Source organism: Desulfatiglans parachlorophenolica (assembly GCF_055394735.1).
In genome coordinates this window covers 5,286,916-5,311,816 of the sequence record NZ_AP042460.1, presented here as the reverse complement: position 1 = coordinate 5,311,816, position 24,901 = coordinate 5,286,916, and the positions used below count along the sequence as shown (strand labels likewise).

Here is a 24,901-nt window from a genome sequence, read left to right as displayed (position 1 = left end):
TCAGACATGCAGGCGGCCGCAGCTGTAAGCCCCCAAACCGTGGAGGCACCATTGGACCTGAAGAGCTACTTCGAAAACATCAAGGGGCGGGGCATCCTTGCCACCGCCGATGCGGAAGGACGCGTCGATCTGGCCGTCTATGCGAAACCCCACTTCATGGATGATGGATCCGTGGCCTTCATCATGGCCGACCGCCTGACCCACCACAACCTTCTTTCAAACCTCTATGCCGCCTATCTCTTCATGGAGGAGGGCCCGGGGTACAAGGGAAAGCGTCTGTTCCTGAAAAAACTCCGGGAGGAGCAGGACACCGATCTTCTCTACAGCCTGCGGAGGAAGAAGTACGCCGCCGAAGAGGAGCACGAGGAGGCGTCCCGGTTTCTGGTCTTCTTCGAAGTCGAGAAGGCCCTTCCACTCATTGGATCCGGGGAAAAGGGTTAGCCCCTGCCGCCTGCAGGCGGAGACGTTCGGGGACGGCCCATGCCTTCAGAAGCGGAATGGTTGCAGGCGGCACCAGGTGTTCCCATGCCTCGCCCGCAGCCATTCGGCCACGCACGGTCTTGCCGCTCAATCCCTTCTCCGAGGGCGGCTTTTCCCAAAGGACGTGGATCTTCAGACCGAGCGACTCGAAGCGCTCTTTCTTCCGTTTTCCCCAGGCATCGTAAATCGTCAGGAAAAAGGTCGCGGAGAGGGGCACATAATACCGATAGAGTTCAGGCAGGTTGATCGGAAAGGGGACGATCGAGAATTCCATCGGCCCGAGCCCTTCCTCCAGGAGGGCATGTTTCAGAAGGATGTAACGCTCGAAATAGGTCAGAGGATTGGACGAAGGCAGGCTCCGCTCGGGGTCCGCGGCATCGAAGCCGGTCTTCTGCGGGTCGGGGTTGGTGATGCCGACCACCAGATGTCGCGTCAAGGCCTTTCCCGCCATCAGATACCGCATGTGGTCCTGATGCAGGATCTGGAACCGCCCGTGGATGACACCCGTCTCGATCAAACCCCCTCCGTAAAACGGCCCTTCCGGTGTGGTCAGAACAGGGACCGCCGGCCCCGTGGATATCACCTCAGCCGGTCTGCCGTCGGAAACGTGACACGGATTGTCGTCCCACCCGATTCACGGCACTCCGTTCGATCCTGGACAAAGCCGCAGGCGCTGATCCTTCCGGCACACTCATCCGCCTCCTTCGGGATGAAGCGGCACCGCGAAGACACCATGTCGAACTCGAATCCATACCGATCGGCGAACACCTTCATCCGCAGGAGGTCGATGCCCTTGCCGCCGGCATTGAAATCGTAGGGCCTTTTAGACGAATAGGCCATCGTATCCCGCGTGGTGAAAAAACCTTCGAAGATTCGCCTCTGATTCTCGGCCGTAATCCCAACCCCCTCGTCCTGGACCTCCAGGATGACGCGCCCTTCTTTACCGCTCACTCTCACCCGGACATGCCCCTCGTCCGGGGTGTTCTCGATCGCGTTCTTGACCAGCCCTTCGGCGACCTTTTCCGCCACATCGGGCGGCAGCCGAACCGGCGGCACGGCTGTAATGTCCGTTGTCAGATCGATTTCACGGTGCGGGAAAAAGGTTTCGATCTTTCTCAAAACCTCCGGCACCAAGACATCCAGCCGGATCTCCTCCGGGACGCTCTCGCGCGGCGCGAACATCTCTTCGATGCGCCGGCGGATGCGGGTCACTATCGGGCCTTCCCCGGCCTCATCGGCGATCAGGGCTTCGAGTTCGTCGGCGCAGGCATCGAGGAGCGACACGAGGATGCCATAGTGGGGATAGGGCCTCTCCCGCATAATGTCCTCAACCTGGTACTGGATCTCCATCAAACGATCCAGATTGCGGCGGGCGCGATCGATCGTGCTCTGCCAGGAACGGTCTGACAATTCGGCCAATTTCCGGGAAAGAATCGTGAGAGAAAGCAGGAGGACGGAAATCGGTGTCTTCAACTCATGGGACAGGTGGTTGATCACCTTGTCCTTCGCCCGGTTCATGCTGCTCACTTCCATGTAGGCCCGGCGTATCTGATCGGCGAAACGGGCATTCTCGATCGAAAGGCCCAAGGTGCCTGCCACGGTCGTCAGCAGTTCCACATCCGTCTGATCGAAGACACCTTCCTTCTTGTTGAGCGCCAGGAGGACGCCGATGATGCGATCCCCGCTCCTCAGGGGAACCGCCAGGATATCGTGCGTCGTATAGCCGAGCTGCCGGTCCACGAAGGAGGAATAATCGCGGAACTTCGACGTGTCGGGGATGAGAAGCGCTTCGCCGGTCCGGATAACCTGCGCCGCAACACCAGGATTGTCCGCGGGGTAGCGGATCTCCTTGGCCTTCCGCTGGAGGTCGCTGTCGTCATAGGCCACCCCCAGGAAGAAAAGCTCGTTCTTCTCCTCATCCCTGAGAACGACGATGGCCCCCTGGACATTCACCAGGATGCGAACCTCGCTGCTGATGTAATCCAGAAGGCCTTCGAGATCCGGGTGGGCATGCAGCCCCGTGCTGATGCGAAGCATGGCGGCGTTGTGGCGGGCGATGCGCTTCTCACGGGTGACGTCCCGGATGATGATCAACTCGCCTGCGGGCGTACTGGCAAAGGCATTGTAAACAGCCGCTCGAATGACCACATCGACCAAGCGGCCGTCCTTCGTCAGCCGTTTGGTCTCATGCCTCATCACGACCCGGTTTTCACGCAGTCGGCCGAGGTATTCCTGCGTCTCCTCCACCAGGCCCTGCGGGACATAAGGGATCCTCGTCCCGATCAACTCGTCCGACGTCCAGCCGAAGATCTCCGTGAAGGCCGAATTGACGTAGCTCACCCTGCCGTCCAGTGTAAGAAGGGCCACCGCGTAGGGAACGAACTCCAGAAGGGTCCTGTAACGCTTCTCCGTCCGGCGCAATTCCTCCTGCGTATGGCGCAGGTCCGCCAGTTCCTTTTCGAGTTCCCGAACGCGCTCGGTCAGTTGTCGGTAGGTCGGCTGTTCCATGATCGGCATATCTTCACCGGCCGGAGCCCATTCCAGCCATGTCCCCCGGTCGTCGGCCTTTGTCGAATCCGGAGCAGGGCATTCACCCGTTTTGGGGAAACGCTGCACTACCGAGCCAAACCTCCAAACGGGTGCGGGTGACTTCCGTGCAGACTGATGCTATAGTGAACTTTGCCAAGCGACGGCTCTCTTTCTTCACCTGCGCCCTGTGCGCAAACCCTCTGCAGCGGGCTGGATTTGCGTGTTTTCCGAACCTCTACCTCCGGGCATGCGATGCCGCGCGCAGAGAGGACCTGCCGGCCATAGCACCGATTCGTCTCCATCAGGGCGCAGCGCCCGGGCGGGTGTAACCAGTTTCCATCCGGGAATGGCCTTTTTGGCCAATCTCGGCATTGATCCGCACGTTTGCTTGTGCGGCTGACTACAAGTCGCCCCAGTGCTACTGATTGATTTCATTGATATTGGCCAAACCGGGAACCGCCCCGCAGGGGTGGGAGACCGAGCACCCGAAGGGTGTGAAGAAAAATCCTCATTTCCGGAATGGAAACTGGGTCGTGCTGAATAAACATTTCCGGATGGACGCTGACCAGCAATAAAACCTTATGTTTTTGATTGAGAACGATCGAGTACTCTCTGGTTTGCCTTCAAACAAGCCAGACCGATCCCCATCCAAAAACGAGGCGCTTTCTTTACAGGTCCAGCCTGAGGGGGGGGCGATTTCCCAGAGAAGATCATTTATACCCAATACGGACCCTCATTTCAATCTCAAATGCGCTCCCGGGTGCGCCGAGCGATGAAACCGGGAGCACCGCCTGCAAGCGGGCACGGCCGTTTATTGGACTGAGAGCCGCGCCCGCTTCTGCCACCCGGAAAGGAGAGACATCATGGATCTCGAGACCAAGGTTCAACGGTATCTCGAAACCGTTTACGGTGCCGGCGTATCGCCGCTGATGATGGACCGGCTCGGGAAAGGGGTTCACGGCACCGCGTTCAAAGTCACTTTCGAAGCGGGGGGAGAAGAGCGGAATCTGATCCTGAAAACCCTCTTCCCGGCGGAATTCGGCCATGACCATTATTCGGACCGTGCGCGGGTTCTACTCCTCGCCCATGCGGACTACAACGATATGCCGCAGCATGTCGAGGCGATCGACGTCGTGGGCGACACCCCGGAAGGACTGATCTCTCTGAAGGACGCCCACGAGTTTTACATCCTCATGCGAACCGCGCCCGGCATGCCGTATGTGGAGGACCTGGATGCCATCCTGCAGCGCCACGCCCTCGACGACCAGGACAGGGAAAGGACGCGGGCGTTGGCACGGTTTCTGGCCCGGCTGCACCGGCGGCGCTATACCGGCCCGAACGGGCGATCCCTCTATCGCCGCAGAATCCGCGAGCTGATCGGCCACGGCGAGTGCATCATGGGCATCATCGACACGTACGACGCCGTATCCTTCGCCGCTGAGGAAGAACTCCTCGGGTTCGCCCGCAAAGGGATCTCCTGGTGGGGGAAGATCCGGGGCAAGGTCGAAAGGCTCTGCAACGTCCATGGGGATTACCACCCCGGCAACATCCGCTTCCATGGGCAGGATTTTACCCTGCTCGACCGCTCGCGCGGCAGATGGGGGGAAGCCGCCGACGATGTCAGCTGCCTGGCATCCAACTATATTTATTACGCGTTGAAGGATCGCGGACGCTTCGAGGGGCCCTTCGCCGAACTCTGCCGACTCTTCTTGGACACCTACCTCGAGTTGACCCGGGACGACGAGCTTCTGGATTTGGTTCAACCGTTCTTCGCCTTCCGCGTCCTGGTAATCGCCAACCCGCGCTTCTACCCTGAGGACACCGCGGCCGTCAAACGAAAGCTCATCGCCTTCGGCCTCGCCGTGCTCGACACCGGGCGTTTCGATCTCGAAAGCATGCCGCACTACCTGGCCGACCAGCCAGAGGCTTAGGGCCGATCCGCCCCAAAAAAACCTGCCTCGCGGCCCACACAAAAGTGGACCGGGGCAGGTCTCTGCAGGGGGAGCGGCAGAGGGACTTAAAAGGCCATGGAGAAGGTCACCCCTCCGAAGAAAAAGTCCGAATCGTCGCTGTAACTTGCATCCGTGAGCAGGTCATCGGCCTCGCTCGAGAGCGGGAAAGAGTAAGCGACCATGGGGACACAACTGAAGGTTTTGCCGAGCGGGATGGTAAACCCCACGGAAACGAGCCCGTCATGCAGGCTGCGGTACTTCTCGTTCGGGTTCCCAGCCTCCGAAAAATCGTCGTCATCCGAAAAGTAGTACCCGGCCGAGGCCCCGAGATCGAGGGTGATATCCCGCGGCAGCTCGAACGAGTGAGATATCCCGAGTTTCAGATACCAGGCCGGAACGTGGGCGATCTCTCGATAGACGGTCAAGGTCGGAGAAAGGAATATGTCCAGCCCGGCGCTGGCATAGAGTTCCTGGGAATCGTCCAGAGCATCCAGGGCATAGTAAATATATCCCGCCCCCAAGTTTACGGGGCCAACCGTCCGCTCATAGCCGAATGTCAGGTCGGTTTCGTTCCATTGGGCCTCGCTGCGGTCATCCCCGTAGACATCCGTATCGATGTTGCCCCAGAGATTGAGGCTGAACCCCATATACCCCACCGTCACCGACGGTTGAATCACCAAACTGTCCTTGCTCAGTTCGTACCCCCGCCAGATGTACTGACTCATGAACGCGATGTCCGCCGAAGCGGTCGGGGCGGCCTCCTCTTCAGCCCAGGTCGGAACGACAGCCGCAGACAGCAGGACGGCCAGAGTGAGCGTTATTATGATTAAGCTATTGAACCTTTTCATGATTTTTCCTCCTTTGGATTTCATTTCTTCGACGGGCTCCCGGTCCCGACTCCAACAGGTTTACGGACTTCCATCTGCCACCACGTCCCTCCAAACAGGGGGTGGGGCGGGTCACCTCTTCCATCCCCCGGGCGGCCCCGCGCGCCTCGGGGGTCCTTGAGGCGGCCTATTGCTGCGCATAGGAAGATACTTCAAAATCCGGATAGGCATTGCCGCCATGTTCGCCGTGGTCGAGGCCTTCGGCCTCTTCTTCCGGTTTGACCCTCAATCCCATCGTCTTGTCGATGACCTTGAAGAGAACGAAGGCCATCAGGAAGGTCCACACAAAGCAGGTGCCGATCCCCAGAAGCTGCACACCGATGATCTTTGCCGAGGTCCCTCCCATGTTGAAGATACCGGCAGCCAAAGTGCCCCAGGCGCCGTTGACGCCGTGCACCGAGATCGCGCCGACCGGATCGTCTACCTTCATCCGATCGAAAAACACCACCGAAAAAACCACCAGAACACCCGCCACCGCACCGATGACCACGGCACTGAGCGGCAATACCGTCGCGCAGGGGCTGGTAATCGCGACAAGCCCAGCCAGTGCGCCGTTCAGGCTCATGCCCGCGTCGGGTTTGCCGAACTTCCACCACGACGTCACCATGGCGAGGATGCAGCCGGTCGCTGCAGCCAGATTGGTGTTCACGAAGATCAGCGCGATATCCTTGTTGGCCGCAGTGGTCGAGCCCGGATTGAAGCCGAACCAGCCGAGCCACAGGATAAAGACACCGATGGCCGCCAGCGGGATATTATGCCCGAGAATGGGGCGTATCGTGCCGTCCGGAAGATACTTTCCGATCCGCGGACCCAGCACGATCGCTCCGGCAAGAGCCGACCAGCCGCCCACGGAGTGGACCACCGTCGAACCGGCGAAATCGATGAACCCAAGACCTTCGAGCCAGCCGCCGCCGTTGAAAAGCCCGCCCCAGGCCCAGCTTCCGAAAATCGGGTAAATGAGACCGCTTACAAAGAGACTGTAGACCAGATAACCGGAGAATTTGGTCCGTTCGGCCATGGCACCGGATACGATCGTGGCGGCCGTAGCCGCAAAGACCACCTGGAACATCCAGAAGGCCAGTACCCACGGGTCACCGCCCACTTCGAAATCGCTCAGGAAAAACCCGCTTGTTCCGATCCACCCGGTACTCGAGGCACCGAACATCAATCCGAAGCCGAGCGCCCAGAAGGCCAAAGACCCCATGGAAAAATCCATGAGGTTTTTCATCATGATATTGATGGCGTTTTTGGCGCGGGTAAAACCCGCCTCCACCATGGCAAAACCGGCCTGCATAAAAAATACCAACGCAGCCGCAACAAGGGTCCATACATAGTCAGCATGCGTTTGGACCAACGCGATCGCCTCTTTGTTCGACATAGGCGTCGGGGCCTCGTCTCCCGCCCAGGCACGGGCCAAAGCACCCCCCACAAAAATGAGCAAAAACAGGGCTGTCTTCATGTAAATACGTCTCCTCTCGATCCAGCGACAACGCAAACCGCCTCTCGGGGGTTGCGTGCGCACCTCCGATAATCGGCCTGACCGGTTTGCATCCGGAAAAGACCCCGCCGGCCAGGCAACCCTTGACCTCCTTGAAATGAGATCTGCTATAAAGCGTCCCGGCCCGATTCACCGGTGCGGATGCGCACCGCCTCTTCAATCGGCAGAACGAATATCTTCCCGTCACCGATCTGACCGGTCCGCGCCGTACCCGTTATCGCCGCAACCACTTTCGGCACCAGGTCGGCCTCGACGACCACATCGATCTTGACCTTCGGAACAAAGTCGATCTGGTATTCCGCCCCGCGATAGGTTTCACGGTGCCCCCTCTGACGGCCGAACCCCTTGACTTCGCTGACCGTGATCCCTTTGACGCCGGCCTCGGTGAGAGCGGCCTTCACCTCGTTCAGTTTGAACGGTTTGATAATGGCTTCGATCTTTTTCACACTCCTTCCTCCTCATTCCATGTTGCAGCTGCGCTTGGCCGCTGCGAAATCATCCCGGGAATTTCATGGAAACCTACGATTGCCAGATCCGTGCCGATCATCGCACGAGGCGGCCATTTTTTATAAGCAATTGCATTTATTGTGTTTATAAGTCACCAATGATTTCCGGCCGCAGGATGCTGTATACAATTTTGTATAATATTAGAATATATGCTACTATTTTGTATTTATTGCGGATGAGCATCCGCCTTCAGACCGTGCATGTCTTCCAGGTAGTATCCATCCGGAAATGATTTCCCTATAGAACCCCGTTTCCAATCCGGAAATGAGGATTTTTCTTCACACCCTTCGGGTGCTCAGTCCCACCGCTTCACGGCGGGTCCCGGTTTCTTCACCGCTTCGCCGCTCAGTCCCACCGCTACGCGGCGGGTCCCGATCTGGCCAATACCAAGGAAATCAAGCGTTTGCGCAGAGGCGACCTGCAGGTCGCCGCACAAGCAAACGTGCAGATTGACGCCGAGATTGGCCAAAAAGACCATTTCCGGATAGAAACCAGGTAAGAGGTGTGAGGACGAGAAATATCTGCCATAGGCAAAGGGTCGAATCACGCCGGGATGGTTGACATCGAGACCGGCCTGAAATATCATCTCTCCGAAACGAAGACAGGCAATGGAGTCTGCCTGAACCGCCCTGATCCGAGGGATGATGACTCCTGCTCCGCATGGGGCAGGTGTATCGATAGCACAGTCGGAAAAACCCCATCGCGTCCATGACCGATGGGGTTTTTTCGACTGTTCGGCTTCAAAAGCGCGGACGGAACCCCGCATGCAATTTGGAAAGGCATAGGCTATGGCCGTCAGCATCGCCCTGATCATCCTGCTTGGACTGGGTGCGGATTACCTGCTGCGGAGGGTGAAACTCCCAGGACTCGTAGGGATGCTCTTCGTAGGCGTATTCGCCGGGCCCTATGTGCTCGACCTCATATCCCCGGAGATGATGAACGTATCCGGCGATTTCCGTAAGATCGCACTGATCGTCATTCTGCTGCGGGCCGGCTTCGAACTGCGGCGCGACACCCTGAACCGCGTCGGGAAGGCGGCCGTTACCTTGAGCATGGTCCCGGCGCTCTTCGAGATCGCCGCCGTCACGTGGATCGGCCCCATGCTCCTTCCGATCACCCACCTCGAGGCGGCTGTTCTGGGAACCATCCTGGGGGCCGTCTCCCCCGCTGTCGTGGTGCCGCTCATGATCGATTTCATGGACCGCGGCCGCGGGACGCAGAAGGGCATTCCAACCCTGCTCCTCGGGGCATCCGCTATCGATGACGTCTTCGTGATCGTGCTCTTCACAATCGCTCTCGGGATGGCCGGCGGCGGGGAGATCCACCTCTGGGCCCAACTGGCGGAGGTTCCTCTTTCCATCGGTCTGGGCATCCTGATGGGAATCATCCCGGGGTTTTTTCTGCTGTGGCTTTTTCGCCGCTACGACTGGCGGCCGCCGAAGCGGACCCTCGTCGTCTTGGGCACGGCCATTCTGCTCACCTGGATCGAAGGGGCCGTCGAACGATGGGTTCCTGTGGCAAGCCTTCTCGGGGTGATGGCGATCGGATTCATCATCCTGGAGAAATCGGAGCCGATCGCGCACATCATCTCCCAGAAGCTCAAGAAGATCTGGGTCTTCGCCGAACTGCTGCTCTTCGTGCTCGTCGGTGCCCAGGTGAATGTGCAGGTGGCATGGAAGGCCGGTCTTGCCGGCATGGGGGTGGTCCTGGCAGGGCTTTTCTTTCGCAGCATCGGCACCTACCTTTCCCTTCTCGGCACGCCCCTCAACTGGAAAGAGCGGCTCTTCTGCGTCGTCGCTTACGTGCCGAAGGCCACGGTGCAGGCGGCCATCGGCGCAATCCCTCTGGCGGCCGGTGTGGCGGGGGGCGAGATCATCCTCGCGGTGGCGGTCCTCTCCATCGTCCTGACCGCTCCTTTGGGGGCGATCGGAATCATGGTCATGGGCGAACGGATCCTGGACCATGGCGAGCGATCGAATTACCGTTTCAAGGATCTGCGCGAAAGGCAGGGTCTGGCGCGGGTCGGAGAACGGGTTCGGAACAAGGCCTCCGGCGCGGTGTGGAAGGTCATCGAGGAAAAGGAGATCTGGACACCGGCCGAGGAAAAACCGGGCCGATCGAAAGACGCGGCCGAGACCCCGGCCATCGTGCAACGATTCTGGATGGAAGACCCGAAAGGGAAGCCGGGGACCGGAAAGACCCTGATGCACACCTACATCGCCCAGGGACCGGCCTTCGTCGACGAGTGGGAAATCCTTTATGACTGGTAGGAGACGGATCGACGACCGATCGGCCCGCGGCAACCTGCAGGGAAACCCGCAGGCGGCTGTAACCCCCGTCCGGCAGACGCAGGGCCGTCTTCCAGCGCATGGGGTGGAAGCGCGTCTTCCCATCCTACACGTTCTGCTGCGCCATCAACTCCCTACGGTAGTGGTCCAGGATGGTGGCCTTCGAGATCAGGCCGGCAAATCGGCCGTCCCGGTGGACAACCGGCAGGCTCCAGGCCCTTTCCTCATCGAAGAGCTGAAAAACATGGCCGAGATCATCGTCGAAGGTGACGGTTGGAACATCCCGCTGCATGACCTCTTCAACCAGCACGGAGTGCTGGAGATCCGGGTTGAAGATAAACGGCCGCACATCATCCAGGTGGACCATCCCCAGGAAACCGCCGGTCTTTGAATCCTCCACAGGAAAATAGTTCCGGCGCCCCCGCTCCACCCTCGCCACCAGGTCCTTCAAGAGCATCTCCGGGTAGAGGGGGACACAGTCGGTTTCGAGGAGTTCGGCGATATCGAGGTCTGAAAGGATCTTCCGGTCCGACCCCGGGCGCAGAAACTCGCCCGTTGCCACCAGGTCCCGATGATAGACGGAGACGGGTTCCGCATAGGTGCTGATGGACACACTCAGGACAGACACCAGCACGACGGAAAGCAAAACCTCGTAGCCGCCCGTAATCTCACTGATCAGAAAGATGCCGGTCATCGGGGCCTGCATGACGCTGCTGATCACGCCGGCCATGCCAAGCAGGGCGAAATAGCTCTCACCGGCCCATTCGACCGAAGGCATCAACCAAACCAGTGCGCGCTGATAGAACAGGCCGGTAAAGCAGCCGACCACCAGGCACGGCGCGAAAAGCCCCCCTGAACCGCCGCTTCCGAGGGTCAAGCCCGTTACGAGGATCTTGGCGGCAACCATGAGGGCAACCATGCCCACGCCGGCCAAGCTCTCCTCTCTGAGGATCTCACGGATCACCTCATAACCCTCACCGAGGACAGCCGGCAGGAACATGCCGATGCCTCCGACCAGGAAACCCCCCATTCCGGCGCGCAGCCAGCCGACGGCCAGCCATCTGCGGGAGTGGATGTGGACCGTCGAGACCATCCGCATGAGACCAACCGAACTGCAGGTCGTGAGCAGCGCCAGCCCGATGCAGGCCACCAGATCCACCCCCGTGACCGAAAACGCCTGGTGCTCGAAGGGGATCTGGTTGCCCTGCAGCAGCCGGCTCACGGAGGTGCCAACCACCGATGCCATGGCAATGGGGATGAGGTTTACAGGCGCCCATTCCCCCAGGATCACTTCCAGCGTGAAGGCGATCCCCGCCACAGGGGCATTGAAGATGGCGCCGATCGCGGCCGAAGCCCCACACCCCGCAATGACAACGCGCTGCCGGTCTTTGAGGCCGAAGAAGTCCGCAATATTGGAGCCGATGCTGGCGCCGCTGATGACGACCGGCCCTTCCGGACCGGCCGACCCCCCGCTGCCGATGGTCAGGAGCGCTGAAACCAGGCGCGAAAAGCTGGTCCTGAATGGCAGCACCCCACCCCGCCGCGATACGCTCTGGATCACCTCCGGGACGCCGTGACCGCCTTTCTCGCGCATGAGGTAGTTCAGGAAGATCCATGAAAGCATCGCGCCGCCTGCGGGGAAAAGAATCGCGTAGATCTCGCCTCTGAACGGCTTGACCCAGCCGGCGAAGGCGTGGAGGGAACGGTTCAGCAAAACGGACAGAAGACCGCCGCAGACCCCCACGACGCAGGAGATCAAAACGAGTTGAAGACGTTCATCCAATCGCTGCAGGACGCGTTGCATGCCCTTACGATCCCCGCTCGGCCTTGGCCATATCATTCAAAAAGGCATCCTCGTCGCGATAGGTCGACAATCGCTCCGTGATCGAGGCGTCCCGAAGACAGAGACTCAATCGCGACAGCAGATGAAGATGGATGCGGGTTGTGGAACTCAACATAAGGAATACCAGAAAGACCGGGATGCCGTCTACCGCCCTGAAATCCACCGGCCGCTCCAGAAAGGCCGCCGTCACGATGGACCGATTGCCAAGGGACGCCAATGGCTCGCGCGGATGCGGGATGGCAACCCCACGCCCGATGCCGGTGCTCGCCAGCCTTTCCCTTTCTTCCAGGAACCCGATCAGTCCTTCACGATCCACGTCGACCGACAGCGGGGCCAAACCGGCCACCTCGCTCAAGACCTCTTTGACCGTCTTGCCGGGGACATCGAAAAAAACCCCTCCGCGGCGCAGGGCATCCGAAAGATCTTCCGCGCCCAAGGCCGCATCCGCTCGAGAAAGACCACGATCCTGCCGCAACGGCCACTGCCGGTTCATGGCCCATCGTTCGAGCTCCTTCTGTTTGAAAACGAGGGCCCCCTTTTCCTCCCTCACGGGTATCCGGCCCTGGCGGGCCCAGCGCTGGATCGTCATGGCGGATATACCCAGGAGCGCCTCCGCCTTCTTCAAATCAAGCTTCATGGAATGTTTACCGTGTCTTCTTCTTTGGCTGAGAACGGAATTCATGCAGCCGAGGGTCTGACCTCATCGCCAGCCGGCTTTTGTCGAAAACCATAAACTTTTTAGCATGTCAAGGTCGCGGGCAAAAAACAAGGTTTTTCAGGCACCGGCGGCTCGATTCGATCCACGGCGACCGGCACGCCGAAGCGCCCCTCCGGGCGTATGCAGATAGTCCCCCGATCTGCATCGCCGTCGCCAGGTTTCCGTTCCTAGCGCAGGCAGACCCGCCTGACTTCCTGAAGATCTGTAACACCTTGCATAACCTTACGGACCCCGTTCTGCATCAGCGTCGTCATCCCGTCGCGGGCGGCCTGAGCCTTCAGCGCGTCAACCGGCGCACCCCGCCGGATGAGGTCCTTCATCGGATCCGTGCAAAGGAGCAGTTCGCAAATGGCGGCCCTTCCGCTGTATCCGCTCTGGCTGCAATGAGGACATCCCCCGGGGGTGAAAAGGCTTATACCGCTCGAGGGGACATTTAGGCCGGACCAACCCTCGCCGTAGGCCGCCTTCAAACCATCATAGTCCCGAGGGTCGGGCCGCCGCGGTTCTCTGCATCGCCGGCAGAGGGTCCTAACAAGCCGTTGGGCCAGCACACCAAGCAGCGCATCGGCGAAATTGCAGGGTTCGAGGCCCAACTCGAGCAGTCGGACGATGGTCTCGGCAGCGCTGTTGGTATGCAGCGTACTCAACACGAGATGACCCGTAAGGGAGGCCTCGATGCCGATGGCCGCGGTTTCCCGGTCCCGCATCTCGCCGACCATGATCACGTCCGGATCGGCTCTCAGGAAAGACCTGAGGGCGGCGGCAAAGTCGTAACCGATCTTACGGTTGATCTGGACCTGGCGCAATCCCTCCTGGGTGATCTCGACCGGATCTTCGGCCGTCCAGATCTTTCGCTCGGTTTGATTGATCTCGGCCAGCGCCGCGTGAAGCGTCGTCGTCTTCCCGCTGCCGGTCGGACCAACGACGAGGACAAGACCATAGGGCTTGGAGATCAGCTCTCTGAAACATGCCTCGTCGCGGGCATCCATCTCTATCCTGCGGATGCTCTGCGCCGCATGCCGCGGAAGAATCCGGAGCACGATGTCTTCGTTCAACCCTCCAAGCGGGACGGAGGCCACCCGCAGCTCGATGTCCAGGGGGCTGAAGCGCCTGAACATAATCTTACCGTCCTGCGGAAGCCGCCGCTCCGAGATGTCCATATCGGCCATGATCTTGATCCTGGAAACCACCGGCCGCTGATAACTGGCGGGGATGGTCTGATAAATCCGGCAGGCGCCATCCACCCTGAAACGTATCAGGGTACCGGCTTTTCCGGAGCACGGCTCGATGTGGATGTCTGAGGCGCGCTGCCGGTAGGCATCCAGGATCATCCGATTGACCAGTTGAACGATGATGCTGTCCTGCTCGGTCGGTTCTTCCCGCTCCTCCTCGGCTTCCACCGGAGCCGGCTCCAGGTCCTGGAGGAGCATCTCGATCCCGGGGGCCTCGACGGAGGTTCCATCCCGCCGCCTGCGCTCCAGCAGATCGACCATCCGCTGGATATCCTCATCCAGTGCAACAGCATAAGCCAGAGTCTTACCGGGAAAGATCCGGCTTATGGCATCCCTGGCCTGGAGGTCGGCCGGGTCGCGCATCGCCACCAGAACGCCGCGTTTTTCGAGATCCTTCCAAACGGGAACCATGCCGTTCTTTCTCAGAAAGCCGACGTTCACTCCTGAAAGCCGATTGACGGGGAAGTGGAGATCCTCACGGAAGGCAAGATAGGGCATCCTGTAATACCCGGCCAAGGCGCGACCGAGATCCTGCTTCGAAAGGTGATATTCGTTCAGAAGGACGCCTTCTAAAGGCCGCCCGGTCGCCTTTGCCCGATTTTCGGCATCGTTCAGTTCTCCGAGGCTCAGGACTTCAGCAGCGAGAAGGGTGGCAAATCGCGAAGCGGGGCTCGTGCCGGCCGTCCATCCGCCTTTGCTCAGGGCACGGCTCAGAACCGATGCCAGCGCCCGCATCCCGGCCGCCTCCCGACCGCCGAACGCACCGCACCCCGCCTGCCGTGCAAGGAGTATCACGCCCAGCCGAACGGAATCCTGGATGACCGGAAAGGCCAGCAGAGGACCGGGTTGAAAGGGGCCGTTCACACCGCGGCATTGCATCACACCCATTTCGGGATCCAAGACATCCAAGGCCGCGCGATCCGATGCATCCCGGAGGTTGACCGGCTCTCCGGTGGCTGCGCAGTACCCGGCGATCGATCTCCGATCGATCTGGATGCGCTCACACCCGAAATCGGAGGAGTTCCCCGGCAAAGAAACCATCTCACCTCGACCGGCATCCACCGCGTAGAGAGTGGCCCAGTCTGCATCGAACCATCCCATAAGCCCCTCCCGCAACCGAAAATACGAAACATCCGTGCCCCAATCGTTTGTAACCGTCTGCAAGAACGTATCGAATTTTTTGTCGAATCGACCAGGCCATTCTGCGTGGGCACTTCGCAACCGGCTTCCCTTTTCAGCTTCCATCATTCATCTCCGATTGCTTCCGGAAGGCTCTGCTGGGCGGGGGGCGCCGCGGAAGGATTATCTCAGCATAAGGGGGAGGTCCGTGGGATCGGTGCGCAGGGGCCGCCTGCGCGGATCATTCTAAAGAATTTTCACGGTCTGACAAGGGAATAGTTTGCCTCCGCGCTTCAAATCTTCTATACAGTTCCAATCCGGAAAGAATCCCGTAGGGGTGGGACTGAGCACCCGAAGGGTGTGAAGAAAAATCCTCATTTCCAAATCGCCTACTGGTGGGCACTTGACAGAAAATGATCCGGAACGGATCCTGTCAGGACACATCCGCCATGAATCGAAAGAAGGGACGATGCTGTTCGACACCCATGCACATCTGGATATGGAGGCGTTCGCGGACGATCTCGAAGGGGTTTTCCAGCGCGCCCGAGAGGTACAGGTGGAGGCCGTTCTGACGGTGGGCATCGACCTGGCCAGTTCGATCCGCGCGATCGCCATCGCAGCAAACCACGAGCGGACCTATGCCGCGGTGGGGTATCACCCGCACAACGCAGCGGACTGTACGCCAGGCGACCTGGAGAGACTGGCGGCCCTGTCCGCTGCCCCAAAGGTCGTCGCCTGGGGAGAAATCGGGCTCGATTACTACCGGGGCTATTGTCCGGCACACACTCAAAAGCCTCTGTTCATGCAACAGCTCGAGATCGCCGCCGATCTCGGCCTCCCGGTGATCATCCACGACCGCGAGGCCCATCTGGACGTCCTCGAGGAGGTCCGGAGGGCGGGAGCCAAGGATCGGCGCGGCGTCATTCATTGCTTTTCGGGGGATCTCGACCTGGCACGCACCTTCATCGGCCTGGGTTTTTACATCTCCATCCCCGGAACCGTAACATTTCCGAAGGCAACCCAGGTCAGGGAGGTGGCTCGGGGCATTCCGCTCGACGCCCTGCTGATCGAAACCGACGCCCCGTACCTCGCCCCTGTGCCCATGCGCGGCAAACGGAACGAGCCGGCGTTTGTCCGTTATACAGCCCGAGAGATCGCTTCACTACGAAGCCTCCCCGAGGAGGAAATCGCCAGGGTGACGATGGAAAATGCATGCTGTCTATTCGGGATCGACGAAGCGCCATGAAACCGGCCGGGAAAATCAGCCGCCAAAACCCCTTGACGCTCGCCTCCGCCTCACCCCGCCGGAGGCAGCTGCTCGAACAGATCGGGCTCCCTTTCAAGATCGCGCCAAGCGTTGCGGAGGAAAGCCGTTTTCACGCCGAGCCGGAGGCATTGGTTCAAAGGCTCGCCTCCGAAAAGGCCCGGGAGGTTTTCAGCCGCCTGAGCGACCGCTGGACCCTGGGCGCCGATACGCTTGTCGTGATCGACCGGGAGGTTCTCGGAAAGCCGGTCGATGCCGGCGACGCCGTGAGGATGATCGGTCGTCTGAACGGAAAGGAGCATCATGTCATCACCGGTTTTTGTTTGCTGTGCCCCGACGGCCGGGCGGTCCACAGCGAGGCAGTGACGACGGTCGTCCGTTTCAAGCAGCTCTCAGATGGGGAAATCAGGGGATACGCAGCCACAGGCGAGCCGATGGGAAAGGCAGGAGGCTATGCGATCCAGGGCGTGGGCGCATTTCTGGTCGCGGGTATTGTGGGGTCCTACACCAACGTGGTCGGATTGCCGGTCTGCGCCGTGGTCAAGGCCCTGCTTGCCGTGGACGCATTGGGAACGTTTCCCCTGCCAAGATAAAAACCTTCCATTCCCGGTCCGGCGTTGATTCCGCAGGGGCCGCCAAATCCTCGATGTGATCCAGCCCCCGCCCAATCACAAAGGACCGGCCGGCGGACAGGATCCGGAGCCCGGGGTCAGGCCCTCTCCCCCGCTATCAACGGGTCATGCCCTGGCGCCGGATCTCGGCCAGGATGACTCCTCCGGCCACCGATACGTTCAAGGATTCCATCAGACCCGATCCCGGAACCGCAACCAGCTGATCACAGCATCTTCTGATCCCGGGGCTGAGCCCTCTTTCTTCGTTGCCCAGGACCAGCACTACAGACCGCCGCCAATCGAAATCATGAATGGATAAGCTGCTTTCCCCTGCGGCCCCAATCACCCAGTACCCCAGCTTCTTGAGCTGCTGGAGGCTCCGGACAAGATTGACGACCTGAACGACAGGCAGGACCGCACAGGCCCCTGAAGCCCGTTTGAGCACGCGGGGTGAGATCCCGGCCGACCGGTCCTTGGGGAGGATCATTCCCTGGGCGCCAAAAAAGGCCGCAGTCCGAATCAAGGCCCCTAGGTTCCCCTCATCGGTCACATGATCCAGCGCCACGAAAAGGGCGCCCCCGGGTCTTTCGAGGGATCTCCGGGCCGTATCCTCAAGATCCGCGTAGACAAAGGCCGCTGCAACGGCCGCCACGCCCTGGTGGGCCACATCGGGAAAGCGTTCGGCAAAGACCGCCGCCGGTTTTTCTCTGACCGCAATGCCCATCCCGGCGGCCAGGTCCGCCAGTTCACGCAGACGGGGCGACATCCTGCCGTCGGCGAGCCAGACTTCTTTCAGGGCGATGCCCCCGCGAAACAGGGCCTCCCTGACGGCATGAAACCCCGGGATCAATACCTCTTCGACGTCTTCAGACCTTTCAGGCAAAACCGCGTTCATCCTTTCGTTGCAAGGGCTCCGGCCTCTCCTGCATCAGCCGGCAACGCAAAAGACTCCGGAAAAGCCCGGCGGGCGATCATCTCACGGCGTGCAGTCCGGCATCGCGCCGCCAGGATGACCGCTTCGGCCTCCTTGACCGCATCCTCCAGGAGGTGGTTTACAATGATGTAATCGTAATCCAGGCAGTGATGGATTTCGCCCACGGCGGCCCGCAGCCGGCGCTCGACGGCCGCTTCACTGTCCGTCCCGCGGCTGCGAAGCCGCTCGGCCAGCATGGCGATGGAAGGCGGTACGATGTAGATCGAGACGCTCTCGGGAAAACGCCGTCGGATGCTGCGGGCGCCCTGCACATCCACATCCATGACCACATCGAGCCCATTGGCGGTCTGCTCCTCCAGGGTCATGAAGGACGTGCCGTACAGGGCGTCATAAACCGGGGCCCACTCCACGAAGCCCCCCTGGGCGATCATCCGCTCGAAGGTCTCACGATCCACGAAATAGTAGTGGACGCCCTCCTCTTCCTCCTTTCGCGGAGCCCGGCTCGTGTGGGAAACCGCATACCCCAGACCGCCGACCCGTTTGCGCAGCTCGCCGATGATGGTCGATTTGCCCCCGCCCGACGGGGCGGAAAAGATGAAAATCTGTCCCTGCAGCATCACTCTTCCAGATCTTCCTTCATCAGGGTGCCGTTCGGGTTGAAGCGCTGCGCGATCGTCTCGGACTGGATTGCGGAAAGGATGACGTGGTTGCTGTCCGTGATGATCACGGAGCGGGTGCGCCGGCCCTGCGTGGCATCGATGAGACGCTTTTCTTCGCGCGCCTCGTCCCGCAGACGCTTGATGGGGGCCGCGTTCGGCGAAATAATCGCAATCACCCGCCGCGACACAACGGAATTCCCGAAACCGATATTGACCAGTTTTGTGCTCATCCTTCCCTGCTCCTTGTCATTCCACGTTTTGGACCTGTTCGCGGATCTTTTCGAGTTCCGATTTCATCTCCACCACCAGCCGGGAAATCCCTGAATCGGAGGCCTTGGCGCTCAGCGTGTTGATCTCCCGGTGCATCTCCTGGAGCAGGAAATCCAACCGCCGCCCAACGGCCTCGGCGCTGCCGAGATAGATCCTGAACTGCTCGAGGTGGCTTCGCAAACGCACCAGTTCTTCGGTGATATCCGCTCGTTCGGCGAAGAGGGCCACCTCCTGGGCCAGCCGCCCCTCGTCGAGTTCGCTCTCACCCAGGATCTTGCCGATGTGGTCCTTCAAACGCCGGCGGTAGAGTTCCGCGACCTGCGGGGCGCTCTCCGCAACCTGTTCTGCGTACTGCGAGAGCAGATCCAGGCGGATATCGAAATCAGCCTCGATGGCCACCCCTTCCCTCGTCCGCATGGCCTCGAAGGCGGCGACCGCCTGCTCCATGGCCTCGGAGGCGCAGGTCCGAATGCCTGTTTCATCCAGCTCTTCCGGCTTGCGCACGATGACGTCGTTCAACAGGCAAAACCGATCCATCCGGATGTCACGCGGCATGCCGAACTCCTCGGACAGACGATCGAAGACCGCCAGGTAGGCCTTGACCACCGGCTCATTCAGCTCCAGGCGGCCCGGTCGCTCCTCCCCATTGGCGATGGATTGAACCGCCACTTCGACCCGACCACGCTGGACAACCCCCGCAAGCGAATTTCGGATATCTTCCTCAAGAAATTGAAGCGATCTCGGCAATTTGACAATGACATCCCGATAGCGGTTGTTCAAAGACCGCATCTCCACCACAAGCTGCATATCGCTGCGCGCGGACTCTCCCCGGCCAAAGGCCGTCATGCTTCTAATCACGGTTCTTTTCCCCCCTCAATTGCTCCCTGTAGTTCCGGCGCACCGCATTGAGCCATTCGATCATGACCGGGTCGGCGTAGTCCGGGTAAGTCCATTCCAACGGACGAAAGCTCCCCCTCTGAAAGATCAGGGTCAAATCGGCATAGATCCCCTGCGAGAGGTATACGCGATGGGTGAAATTCTTCCCGGTACCGAGGATCAGCCGCTCCACCGACAGGATGCCGGGATCGATGTTGACCCGACGCCGGCCGGCCGTTGCAGCCGATTCCTTCTCCAGGGCATTGGTGGCGATTTTGGCGGCCACCAGGTCCGCAGTCTGAATCAGGCGCTCGAAGGAGGCATAGCGGCGATGCAGCGGCCATCCCATCTCCGCAGCGTAATAAATCGAACGATCAAAGAAGCCCCGGGGCCCGAGGTCATCGATCGGCCCGAAAAGCACCGACAGACGCTCGATCACCTCTTCCAGAATGGACTCACGGGCCGAGAACAGACTGACAATCAGTTTTACCGGGGGCGGAGGGTTGGGGCGACTCACGGATCATCCCGCCTCGGAACGCAGGGATTTCATCTCGGCAACCGCCCTTTTCAGCTCCTCCGCCTGCACCGTCGAGGTCCCCACTTCACCGACCACGATCCCCGCAGCGTAATTGGCGAGCATCGCCCCTTCGCGGAGGCCCAGGCCGGCGGCCATAGCCAGGGCCAATGTGCTGATAACCGTATCCCCGGCGCCCGTGACGTCGAAGACCTGCTTGGCCACGGTTCCGATATGGCTGACGCGGCCGTCTTCCTCGAAGAGGGTCATGCCGTCTTTCCCCTGGGTGATCAGCACAGAGCGGCACTGAAGCTCCTGCAGCATCTGCCGGCCGGCCGCAAGGAGCGTCTCGTCATCGGTAACGGCGAAACCGCAGTAGGCACCGGCCTCATGGTGATTGGGTGTGATGACGTCCACGCCTTGATAATACTCGAAATTGCCCGTCTTCGGGTCGACAGCGATCCTGACACCGTCTGCCCGGCCTGAGTCGACCAGATCCCGCAGCCCGGTCATCAGCCCGGCCGATATGACACCCTTCCCGTAATCCGAAACGACGATGGCATCGAGGAAGCCAAGAGCGCCTTCGATATGATCCAGGATAGTTCTTACGCTTTCGCCGGTGATGGCACCCCTGCTTTCCCGATCGAACCGGACAACCTGCTGGCTGTGGGCAACGATGCGGGTCTTCAGGCTCGTCGGACGTCCGGTTTCCACGACCACCCCATCGGTTGGAACCTCCAGACCGCGAAGCTTTTCAAGGACCTCCCGGCCGGCGTTGTCCTCACCGACCACCCCGCACAGGATCGCCTTGGCCCCCAGCGTAGCCATATTGTGAACGACATTGGCAGCGCCGCCCAGCATCCGCGTCTCTTCGCGCACCTCGACGACAGGTACGGGCGCCTCGGGCGATATCCGGCTCACCTGCCCCCAGATATATTGGTCCATGATGATGTCGCCCACGACGAGAACCCGGACCTCTCTGAACCGGTCAACGGCATCCTGGAGCACCTTTTCGAGATGGCGGCCACTCAGGCTCTTGAGGATGTTTTTCAGCAACGCTACCTACTCCTGCATATAAATGGTCCATACCTTAGCGAATCCTAAAACTGTGATTCATATCATCGAAATCCCCCTTTTGTCCAGGCAATTCAACCTTCGGGGGCATTCGAAAATCGGCGGGACGACTCCGGGTGGAAACAGCGGCGCCGGCCCCGAAGTTCGATCAGAAAGACGCCTTTTGAATACGACCGGCTTGGAGGTTGACTTTCGCCATGCGCTCTTTTACTAATAAGTTTCCATCCGGAAATGGTCTTTTTTGCCAATCTCGGCGTCAATCTGCACGTTTGCTTGTGCGGCGACCACCCGGTCGCCTCCGCGCAACCGCTTGATTTCCTTGATATTGGCCAAACCGGGACCCGCCGCGAAGCGGTGGGACTGAGCGGCGAAGCGGTGAAGAAACCGGGACCCGCCGCGTAGCGGTGGGACTGAGCACCCGAAGGGTGTGAAGAAAAATCCTCATTTCCGGATCGGAAAGGGAGTTCTACCGCGAGATCATTTCCGGATGGATACTCATAAGTGTCCATCTGGCGCAGTGGGCAGCTTTGCAGGCGAAAGCAATGAGGGGGTGCAATCTTGAAAATTATCATCATCGGAGCCGGCGAAGTTGGTTTTCATATCGCGCGCAAACTCTCCGAAGAAGGCCAGGATGTCACCCTCATCGACAAGGCACCGTTGCAGATCAAACGCATCAATGAAAATCTCGATGTCCGCAGCGTCCTCGGATCGGGGACAAGCCCGCGCGTGCTGAAAGAGGCCGGAGCGGTGGATACCGATCTGCTCGTCGCCGCCACGGACAGCGACGAGGTCAATCTTTTCGCCTGCCTGCTGGGCCGCAACCTCAATCCATACATGGTCAAGATCGCACGGGTCCGCAATCAGGAGTACATCGACGAAGAACACCTCATCGGACAGGAGCTTCTCGGGATCGATCATGTCATCAATCCGGAGTCGGTCATGGTCGAGTCCATCCTGAGCCTTATGGAATACCCCTGGGCCTCCGAGGTGATCGACTTTGCGGGGGGGCGCGTCAAGCTGATCGGAATCACGGTGAAGGAAGGATCCCCGTTGACCGGCAAGCCATTGATGTCGCTTACCGGACAGGCGAAAAAACTCCTGATCGGTGCGATCGTCCGCGGCGAGCAGGTCCTCATCCCGCGCGGCAAGGATCAGGTCATGCCGAACGATCTGGTCTACCTCGTCACCCAGGGCGACGAGGCCTTGAATCTCCTGCCCGCCTTCGATATCCACCCGAGGCCCCTCAAACGGGTCATCATCGTCGGGGGCGGTCAAACCGGCGGCTCGCTGGCCGCCCATCTGGACGGGTCCCGTATCAAAACGACGATCATCGAGAAGGATGAGGCCATTTGTACCAGGCTGTCGGAAAACCTCGAACGGATCCTCGTCATCAAAGGGGATGGAACCGACAAGAACCTGCTGATCGAAGAAAACGTCCAGGACGTGGATTTCTTGATCGCATTGACCGGCGATGAGGAAAACAATATCCTGATCTCACTCCTAGCCAAAGGACTCGGCGCAAGGAGAACGATCACGCGGATCAGCAAGTTCAGCTACATCCCCCTCATCTCGGCCATCGGCCTGGACACCGTCGTCAGCCCCAGGCTTTCCGCCGTGCGGGCCATCCTCCAGTTCATCCGCCGCGGCAAGATCATCTCCGTCGCCCCTCTGAAGGGGGAACATGCCGAAGCGATCGAGGCGGAGGCCCTGGAAACCAGTGAAGTCGTCAATCAACCACTCGCCCAGGTCAAGTTCCCCAAAGGGGCCATTGTCGGCGCGGTCGTGCGAGGGGAAAGCATCATCATTCCCAGCGGAGACACCGTCATCCAACCGAAGGACCACCTGATCATCTTCGCTCAAAGACAGGTCATCCCCAAACTTGAAAAGCTCCTCACCGTCAGGCTGGAATACTTCTGATGCACTGGCGCATCATCGTCAAATTCACCGCTATTCTGGCCCTTTTTCTGGGCCTGTCCATGCTGGGCCCGCTTCTCGTATCCCTCTACTACCATGACGGAGGCTCCAGGGCCTTCCTTTTCTCCATCCTGACAACCATGGGAGGGGGGCTCATCACCTACCTTCTAGCACGAAAGACCGCAACACCGCAGCTCGGCCACCGCGACGGCGTCGCCATTGTGAGCTTCGGGTGGATCCTGGCCGGCCTTTTCGGCACCCTCCCCTATCTTTTCTCGGGTACCATCCCCGATTTTACCGATGCCTGTTTCGAATCCCTATCGGGATTCACCACCACCGGAGCCTCGATCCTGACGCGGATCGAAGGACTTCCGGAAAGCATCCTCCTCTGGCGCAGCCTGACCCAGTGGCTCGGAGGGATGGGCATCATCGTGCTGTCCATCGCGATCCTGCCCTTCCTGGGAGTCGGCGGGATGCAACTCTACAAGGCCGAGATCCCCAGCCCCATCGTCGACAAGCTGAAGCCCCGCATCAGCGAAACCGCGAAGACCCTCTGGAAGGTCTACACCCTCATTACGGTGATCCAGATTGTCCTTCTCGCGGCCGGAGGCATGACGCTCTTCGACGCGGTCTGCCACGCCTTCTGCACCATGCCGACCGGCGGATTTTCAACCCGCAACGCGAGCGTCGCGGCCTACGACAATGCCTATTTCGATACGGTGCTGGTCGTTTTCATGCTTCTGGCAGGCATCAACTTCTCGCTCCATTACAGGCTGCTCAAGGGGGAATGGCGTATCTTCGGCAATGACCCGGAATGCCGCGTCTTTCTCGGCATCGTGGCAGCCCTCACCCTCCTCGTGACCATGGACATCTACGGCACCGTCTATGACAGCCTGGACAAGGCCTTCCGCTATGCAGTCTTTCAGGTCAGTTCCATTATCACCACGACCGGTTTCGCGACCGCCGACTATGATCAGTGGCCCGCTCTTTCACAGATCACCTTGCTCGCATGCATGTTTCTGGGCGCCATGGCCGGCTCCACCGGCGGCGGCATAAAGATCATGCGGATCATGCTGCTGGCCCGCCATTCCTATCAGGAGATCTTCCGTATCATCCACCCACATGCCGTCACCACCGTCAAAATCGGGGGCAAGGCCGTGCCCGGGGACGTGCTGACGAGTATCTGGGGATTTTTTATCCTGTACGTCGGTCTTTTTCTGGTCGGATCCCTCATCATGGCATCCCTCGGCCTCGATCTGGTCTCCGCCTTCTCCTCGGTCGCCGCTACCCTGGGCAACATCGGCCCAGGGCTGGCGCTGGTCGGTCCGGTCCAGAACTATGCCGCCATCCCCCTGCTGGGCAAATGGGTCCTGATCGTCTGCATGCTGCTTGGACGGCTCGAGATCTATACGGTCATCGTGCTGCTCGTGCCCGAGTACTGGCGGAAATAGGCCATTTCCTCACAGCGGCGGCCCTGTCCATTTTTTGACCGGCGTTAATACATGGCACCCTGCACGTCGAAGCTGATCCGCCTGCTCGTTTTTTCTCGATACCCGAGCTTGGGCGGCGTAAGGGACGCCGGCCCGACTCAGCCGCGATCATATTTTTTCTTGCCGTCAAAGACATAATGCGCTACACAATCGCTTGAGGATTTGCTTGAGTTTCCTGTTCTTCCCTGGGTTTTCCTCAGAGGTTTCGGTGTGAAACCCTCCAATGGGTGCTTCTTTCCCGG

Annotated in this window: 25 protein-coding genes and 1 riboswitch; of the genes, 10 read left to right on the top strand and 15 right to left on the bottom strand. The window is 60.0% G+C overall.

Translation table 11 applies throughout. From position 1 onward, the window contains the following. Positions 1-51: 51 nt before the first annotated feature. Entirely contained in the window at positions 52-441 is a 390-nt protein-coding gene (locus ACZ500_RS24620) for a pyridoxamine 5'-phosphate oxidase family protein (RefSeq protein ID WP_464230077.1), read from the top strand. Here ACZ500_RS24620 and ACZ500_RS24615 read toward each other — a convergent pair. Next, positions 416-997, bottom strand: coding sequence for a nicotinate-nucleotide adenylyltransferase (locus ACZ500_RS24615; protein ID WP_464230076.1), 582 nt, complete (start codon positions 995-997; stop codon positions 416-418). The genes ACZ500_RS24620 and ACZ500_RS24615 overlap by 26 nt on opposite strands. Before the next feature lie 62 nt (positions 998-1,059). After that, positions 1,060-2,988 carry a sensor histidine kinase gene (locus tag ACZ500_RS24610; RefSeq protein WP_464230075.1) on the bottom strand — a complete coding sequence of 643 codons (1,929 nt, stop codon included), beginning with the start codon at positions 2,986-2,988 and terminating at the stop codon, positions 1,060-1,062. 268 nt (positions 2,989-3,256) lie between these two features. Here ACZ500_RS24610 and ACZ500_RS24605 point away from each other — a divergent pair, with 268 nt between their 5' ends. The 3 genes from ACZ500_RS24605 to ACZ500_RS24595 all read left to right on the top strand — a co-directional run bounded on the left by ACZ500_RS24605 (position 3,257) and on the right by ACZ500_RS24595 (position 4,940). After that, positions 3,257-3,409: a hypothetical protein gene (locus tag ACZ500_RS24605; RefSeq protein ID WP_464230074.1), complete on the top strand. Its 153-nt coding sequence runs from the start codon at positions 3,257-3,259 to the stop codon at positions 3,407-3,409. Between the two features lie 15 nt (positions 3,410-3,424). Continuing rightward, positions 3,425-3,553: a hypothetical protein gene (locus ACZ500_RS24600; RefSeq protein WP_464230073.1), complete on the top strand. Its 129-nt coding sequence runs from the start codon at positions 3,425-3,427 to the stop codon at positions 3,551-3,553. A gap of 319 nt (positions 3,554-3,872) precedes the next feature. Next, positions 3,873-4,940 (top strand): phosphotransferase family protein, encoded by a 1,068-nt coding sequence (locus ACZ500_RS24595; RefSeq protein ID WP_464230072.1) that lies wholly within the window; start codon positions 3,873-3,875, stop codon positions 4,938-4,940. 86 nt (positions 4,941-5,026) lie between these two features. On the opposite strand, the gene ACZ500_RS24590 is transcribed toward ACZ500_RS24595, so the two are convergent. From ACZ500_RS24590 to ACZ500_RS24575, 4 genes are all read right to left on the bottom strand, one after another. Continuing rightward, positions 5,027-5,809 carry a TorF family putative porin gene (locus tag ACZ500_RS24590; RefSeq protein WP_464230071.1) on the bottom strand — a complete coding sequence of 261 codons (783 nt, stop codon included), beginning with the start codon at positions 5,807-5,809 and terminating at the stop codon, positions 5,027-5,029. Positions 5,810-5,975: 166 nt separating this feature from the next. Further along, positions 5,976-7,307, bottom strand: a complete 1,332-nt coding sequence (locus tag ACZ500_RS24585) for an ammonium transporter (protein WP_464230070.1) — start codon at positions 7,305-7,307, stop codon at positions 5,976-5,978. Positions 7,308-7,453: 146 nt separating this feature from the next. Continuing rightward, positions 7,454-7,792 (bottom strand): P-II family nitrogen regulator, encoded by a 339-nt coding sequence (locus ACZ500_RS24580; protein WP_464230069.1) that lies wholly within the window; start codon positions 7,790-7,792, stop codon positions 7,454-7,456. A 356-nt stretch (positions 7,793-8,148) separates the two neighbouring features. Next, positions 8,149-8,331, bottom strand: a complete 183-nt coding sequence (locus ACZ500_RS24575) for a hypothetical protein (protein WP_464230068.1) — start codon at positions 8,329-8,331, stop codon at positions 8,149-8,151. A gap of 117 nt (positions 8,332-8,448) precedes the next feature. Further along, positions 8,449-8,514, top strand: a riboswitch (Fluoride riboswitch). A 127-nt stretch (positions 8,515-8,641) separates the two neighbouring features. Between ACZ500_RS24575 and ACZ500_RS24570 the strand changes: the two genes are divergently transcribed. After that, on the top strand, positions 8,642-10,123 hold the full coding sequence (locus ACZ500_RS24570; RefSeq protein WP_464230067.1) for a cation:proton antiporter: 1,482 nt from the start codon (positions 8,642-8,644) through the stop codon (positions 10,121-10,123). 124 nt (positions 10,124-10,247) lie between these two features. Here ACZ500_RS24570 and ACZ500_RS24565 read toward each other — a convergent pair whose 3' ends face one another. From ACZ500_RS24565 to ACZ500_RS24555, 3 genes are all read right to left on the bottom strand, one after another. Then, positions 10,248-11,981 (bottom strand): chloride channel protein, encoded by a 1,734-nt coding sequence (locus ACZ500_RS24565; protein ID WP_464230066.1) that lies wholly within the window; start codon positions 11,979-11,981, stop codon positions 10,248-10,250. Beyond that, complete coding sequence (locus ACZ500_RS24560) at positions 11,950-12,621, bottom strand: PTS sugar transporter subunit IIA (protein WP_464230065.1); 672 nt, start codon at positions 12,619-12,621, stop codon at positions 11,950-11,952. Before ACZ500_RS24560 ends, ACZ500_RS24565 begins: the two co-directional genes overlap by 32 nt. A gap of 248 nt (positions 12,622-12,869) precedes the next feature. After that, positions 12,870-15,035: an ATPase, T2SS/T4P/T4SS family gene (locus ACZ500_RS24555; RefSeq protein WP_464230064.1), complete on the bottom strand. Its 2,166-nt coding sequence runs from the start codon at positions 15,033-15,035 to the stop codon at positions 12,870-12,872. 421 nt (positions 15,036-15,456) lie between these two features. Here ACZ500_RS24555 and ACZ500_RS24550 point away from each other — a divergent pair, with 421 nt between their 5' ends. Together ACZ500_RS24550 and ACZ500_RS24545 are read left to right on the top strand one after the other, a co-directional pair. Continuing rightward, the gene (locus ACZ500_RS24550) at positions 15,457-16,299 is read left to right on the top strand and encodes a TatD family hydrolase (RefSeq protein WP_464230063.1); all 843 of its coding nucleotides are present in this window, start codon (positions 15,457-15,459) and stop codon (positions 16,297-16,299) included. Continuing rightward, a complete protein-coding gene (locus tag ACZ500_RS24545) occupies positions 16,266-16,910 on the top strand; it encodes a Maf family protein (protein WP_464230062.1) in 645 nt (214 codons plus the stop codon). The genes ACZ500_RS24550 and ACZ500_RS24545 overlap by 34 nt, the downstream gene beginning before the upstream one ends. Positions 16,911-17,046: 136 nt before the next feature. Here ACZ500_RS24545 and rlmB read toward each other — a convergent pair whose 3' ends face one another. From rlmB to rfaE1, 6 genes are read right to left on the bottom strand one after another with little or no spacing between them, the layout of a single operon-like run. Beyond that, entirely contained in the window at positions 17,047-17,811 is a 765-nt protein-coding gene (gene rlmB, locus ACZ500_RS24540; RefSeq protein ID WP_464230061.1) for a 23S rRNA (guanosine(2251)-2'-O)-methyltransferase RlmB, read from the bottom strand. Between the two features lie 8 nt (positions 17,812-17,819). Next, the gene (gmk, locus tag ACZ500_RS24535; protein WP_464230060.1) at positions 17,820-18,479 is read right to left on the bottom strand and encodes a guanylate kinase; all 660 of its coding nucleotides are present in this window, start codon (positions 18,477-18,479) and stop codon (positions 17,820-17,822) included. After that, entirely contained in the window at positions 18,479-18,751 is a 273-nt protein-coding gene (locus tag ACZ500_RS24530; protein ID WP_464230059.1) for a DUF370 domain-containing protein, read from the bottom strand. The genes gmk and ACZ500_RS24530 overlap by 1 nt, the downstream gene beginning before the upstream one ends. Before the next feature lie 16 nt (positions 18,752-18,767). Further along, complete coding sequence (locus tag ACZ500_RS24525; protein WP_464230058.1) at positions 18,768-19,649, bottom strand: YicC/YloC family endoribonuclease; 882 nt, start codon at positions 19,647-19,649, stop codon at positions 18,768-18,770. After that, the gene (locus ACZ500_RS24520) at positions 19,642-20,184 is read right to left on the bottom strand and encodes a DUF4416 family protein (RefSeq protein WP_464230057.1); all 543 of its coding nucleotides are present in this window, start codon (positions 20,182-20,184) and stop codon (positions 19,642-19,644) included. Before ACZ500_RS24520 ends, ACZ500_RS24525 begins: the two co-directional genes overlap by 8 nt. Positions 20,185-20,187: 3 nt before the next feature. Beyond that, positions 20,188-21,237, bottom strand: a complete 1,050-nt coding sequence (rfaE1, locus tag ACZ500_RS24515) for a D-glycero-beta-D-manno-heptose-7-phosphate kinase (RefSeq protein ID WP_464230056.1) — start codon at positions 21,235-21,237, stop codon at positions 20,188-20,190. A gap of 249 nt (positions 21,238-21,486) precedes the next feature. Between rfaE1 and ACZ500_RS24510 the strand changes: the two genes are divergently transcribed. The 3 genes from ACZ500_RS24510 (at position 21,487) to ACZ500_RS24500 (ending at position 24,620) form a co-directional block, all read left to right on the top strand. After that, on the top strand, positions 21,487-21,657 hold the full coding sequence (locus tag ACZ500_RS24510) for a hypothetical protein (RefSeq protein WP_464230055.1): 171 nt from the start codon (positions 21,487-21,489) through the stop codon (positions 21,655-21,657). Between the two features lie 156 nt (positions 21,658-21,813). Next, the gene (gene trkA / locus ACZ500_RS24505; RefSeq protein WP_464230054.1) at positions 21,814-23,172 is read left to right on the top strand and encodes a Trk system potassium transporter TrkA; all 1,359 of its coding nucleotides are present in this window, start codon (positions 21,814-21,816) and stop codon (positions 23,170-23,172) included. Further along, positions 23,172-24,620, top strand: a complete 1,449-nt coding sequence (locus ACZ500_RS24500; protein ID WP_464230053.1) for a TrkH family potassium uptake protein — start codon at positions 23,172-23,174, stop codon at positions 24,618-24,620. Before trkA ends, ACZ500_RS24500 begins: the two co-directional genes overlap by 1 nt. Positions 24,621-24,901 lie beyond the last annotated feature (281 nt).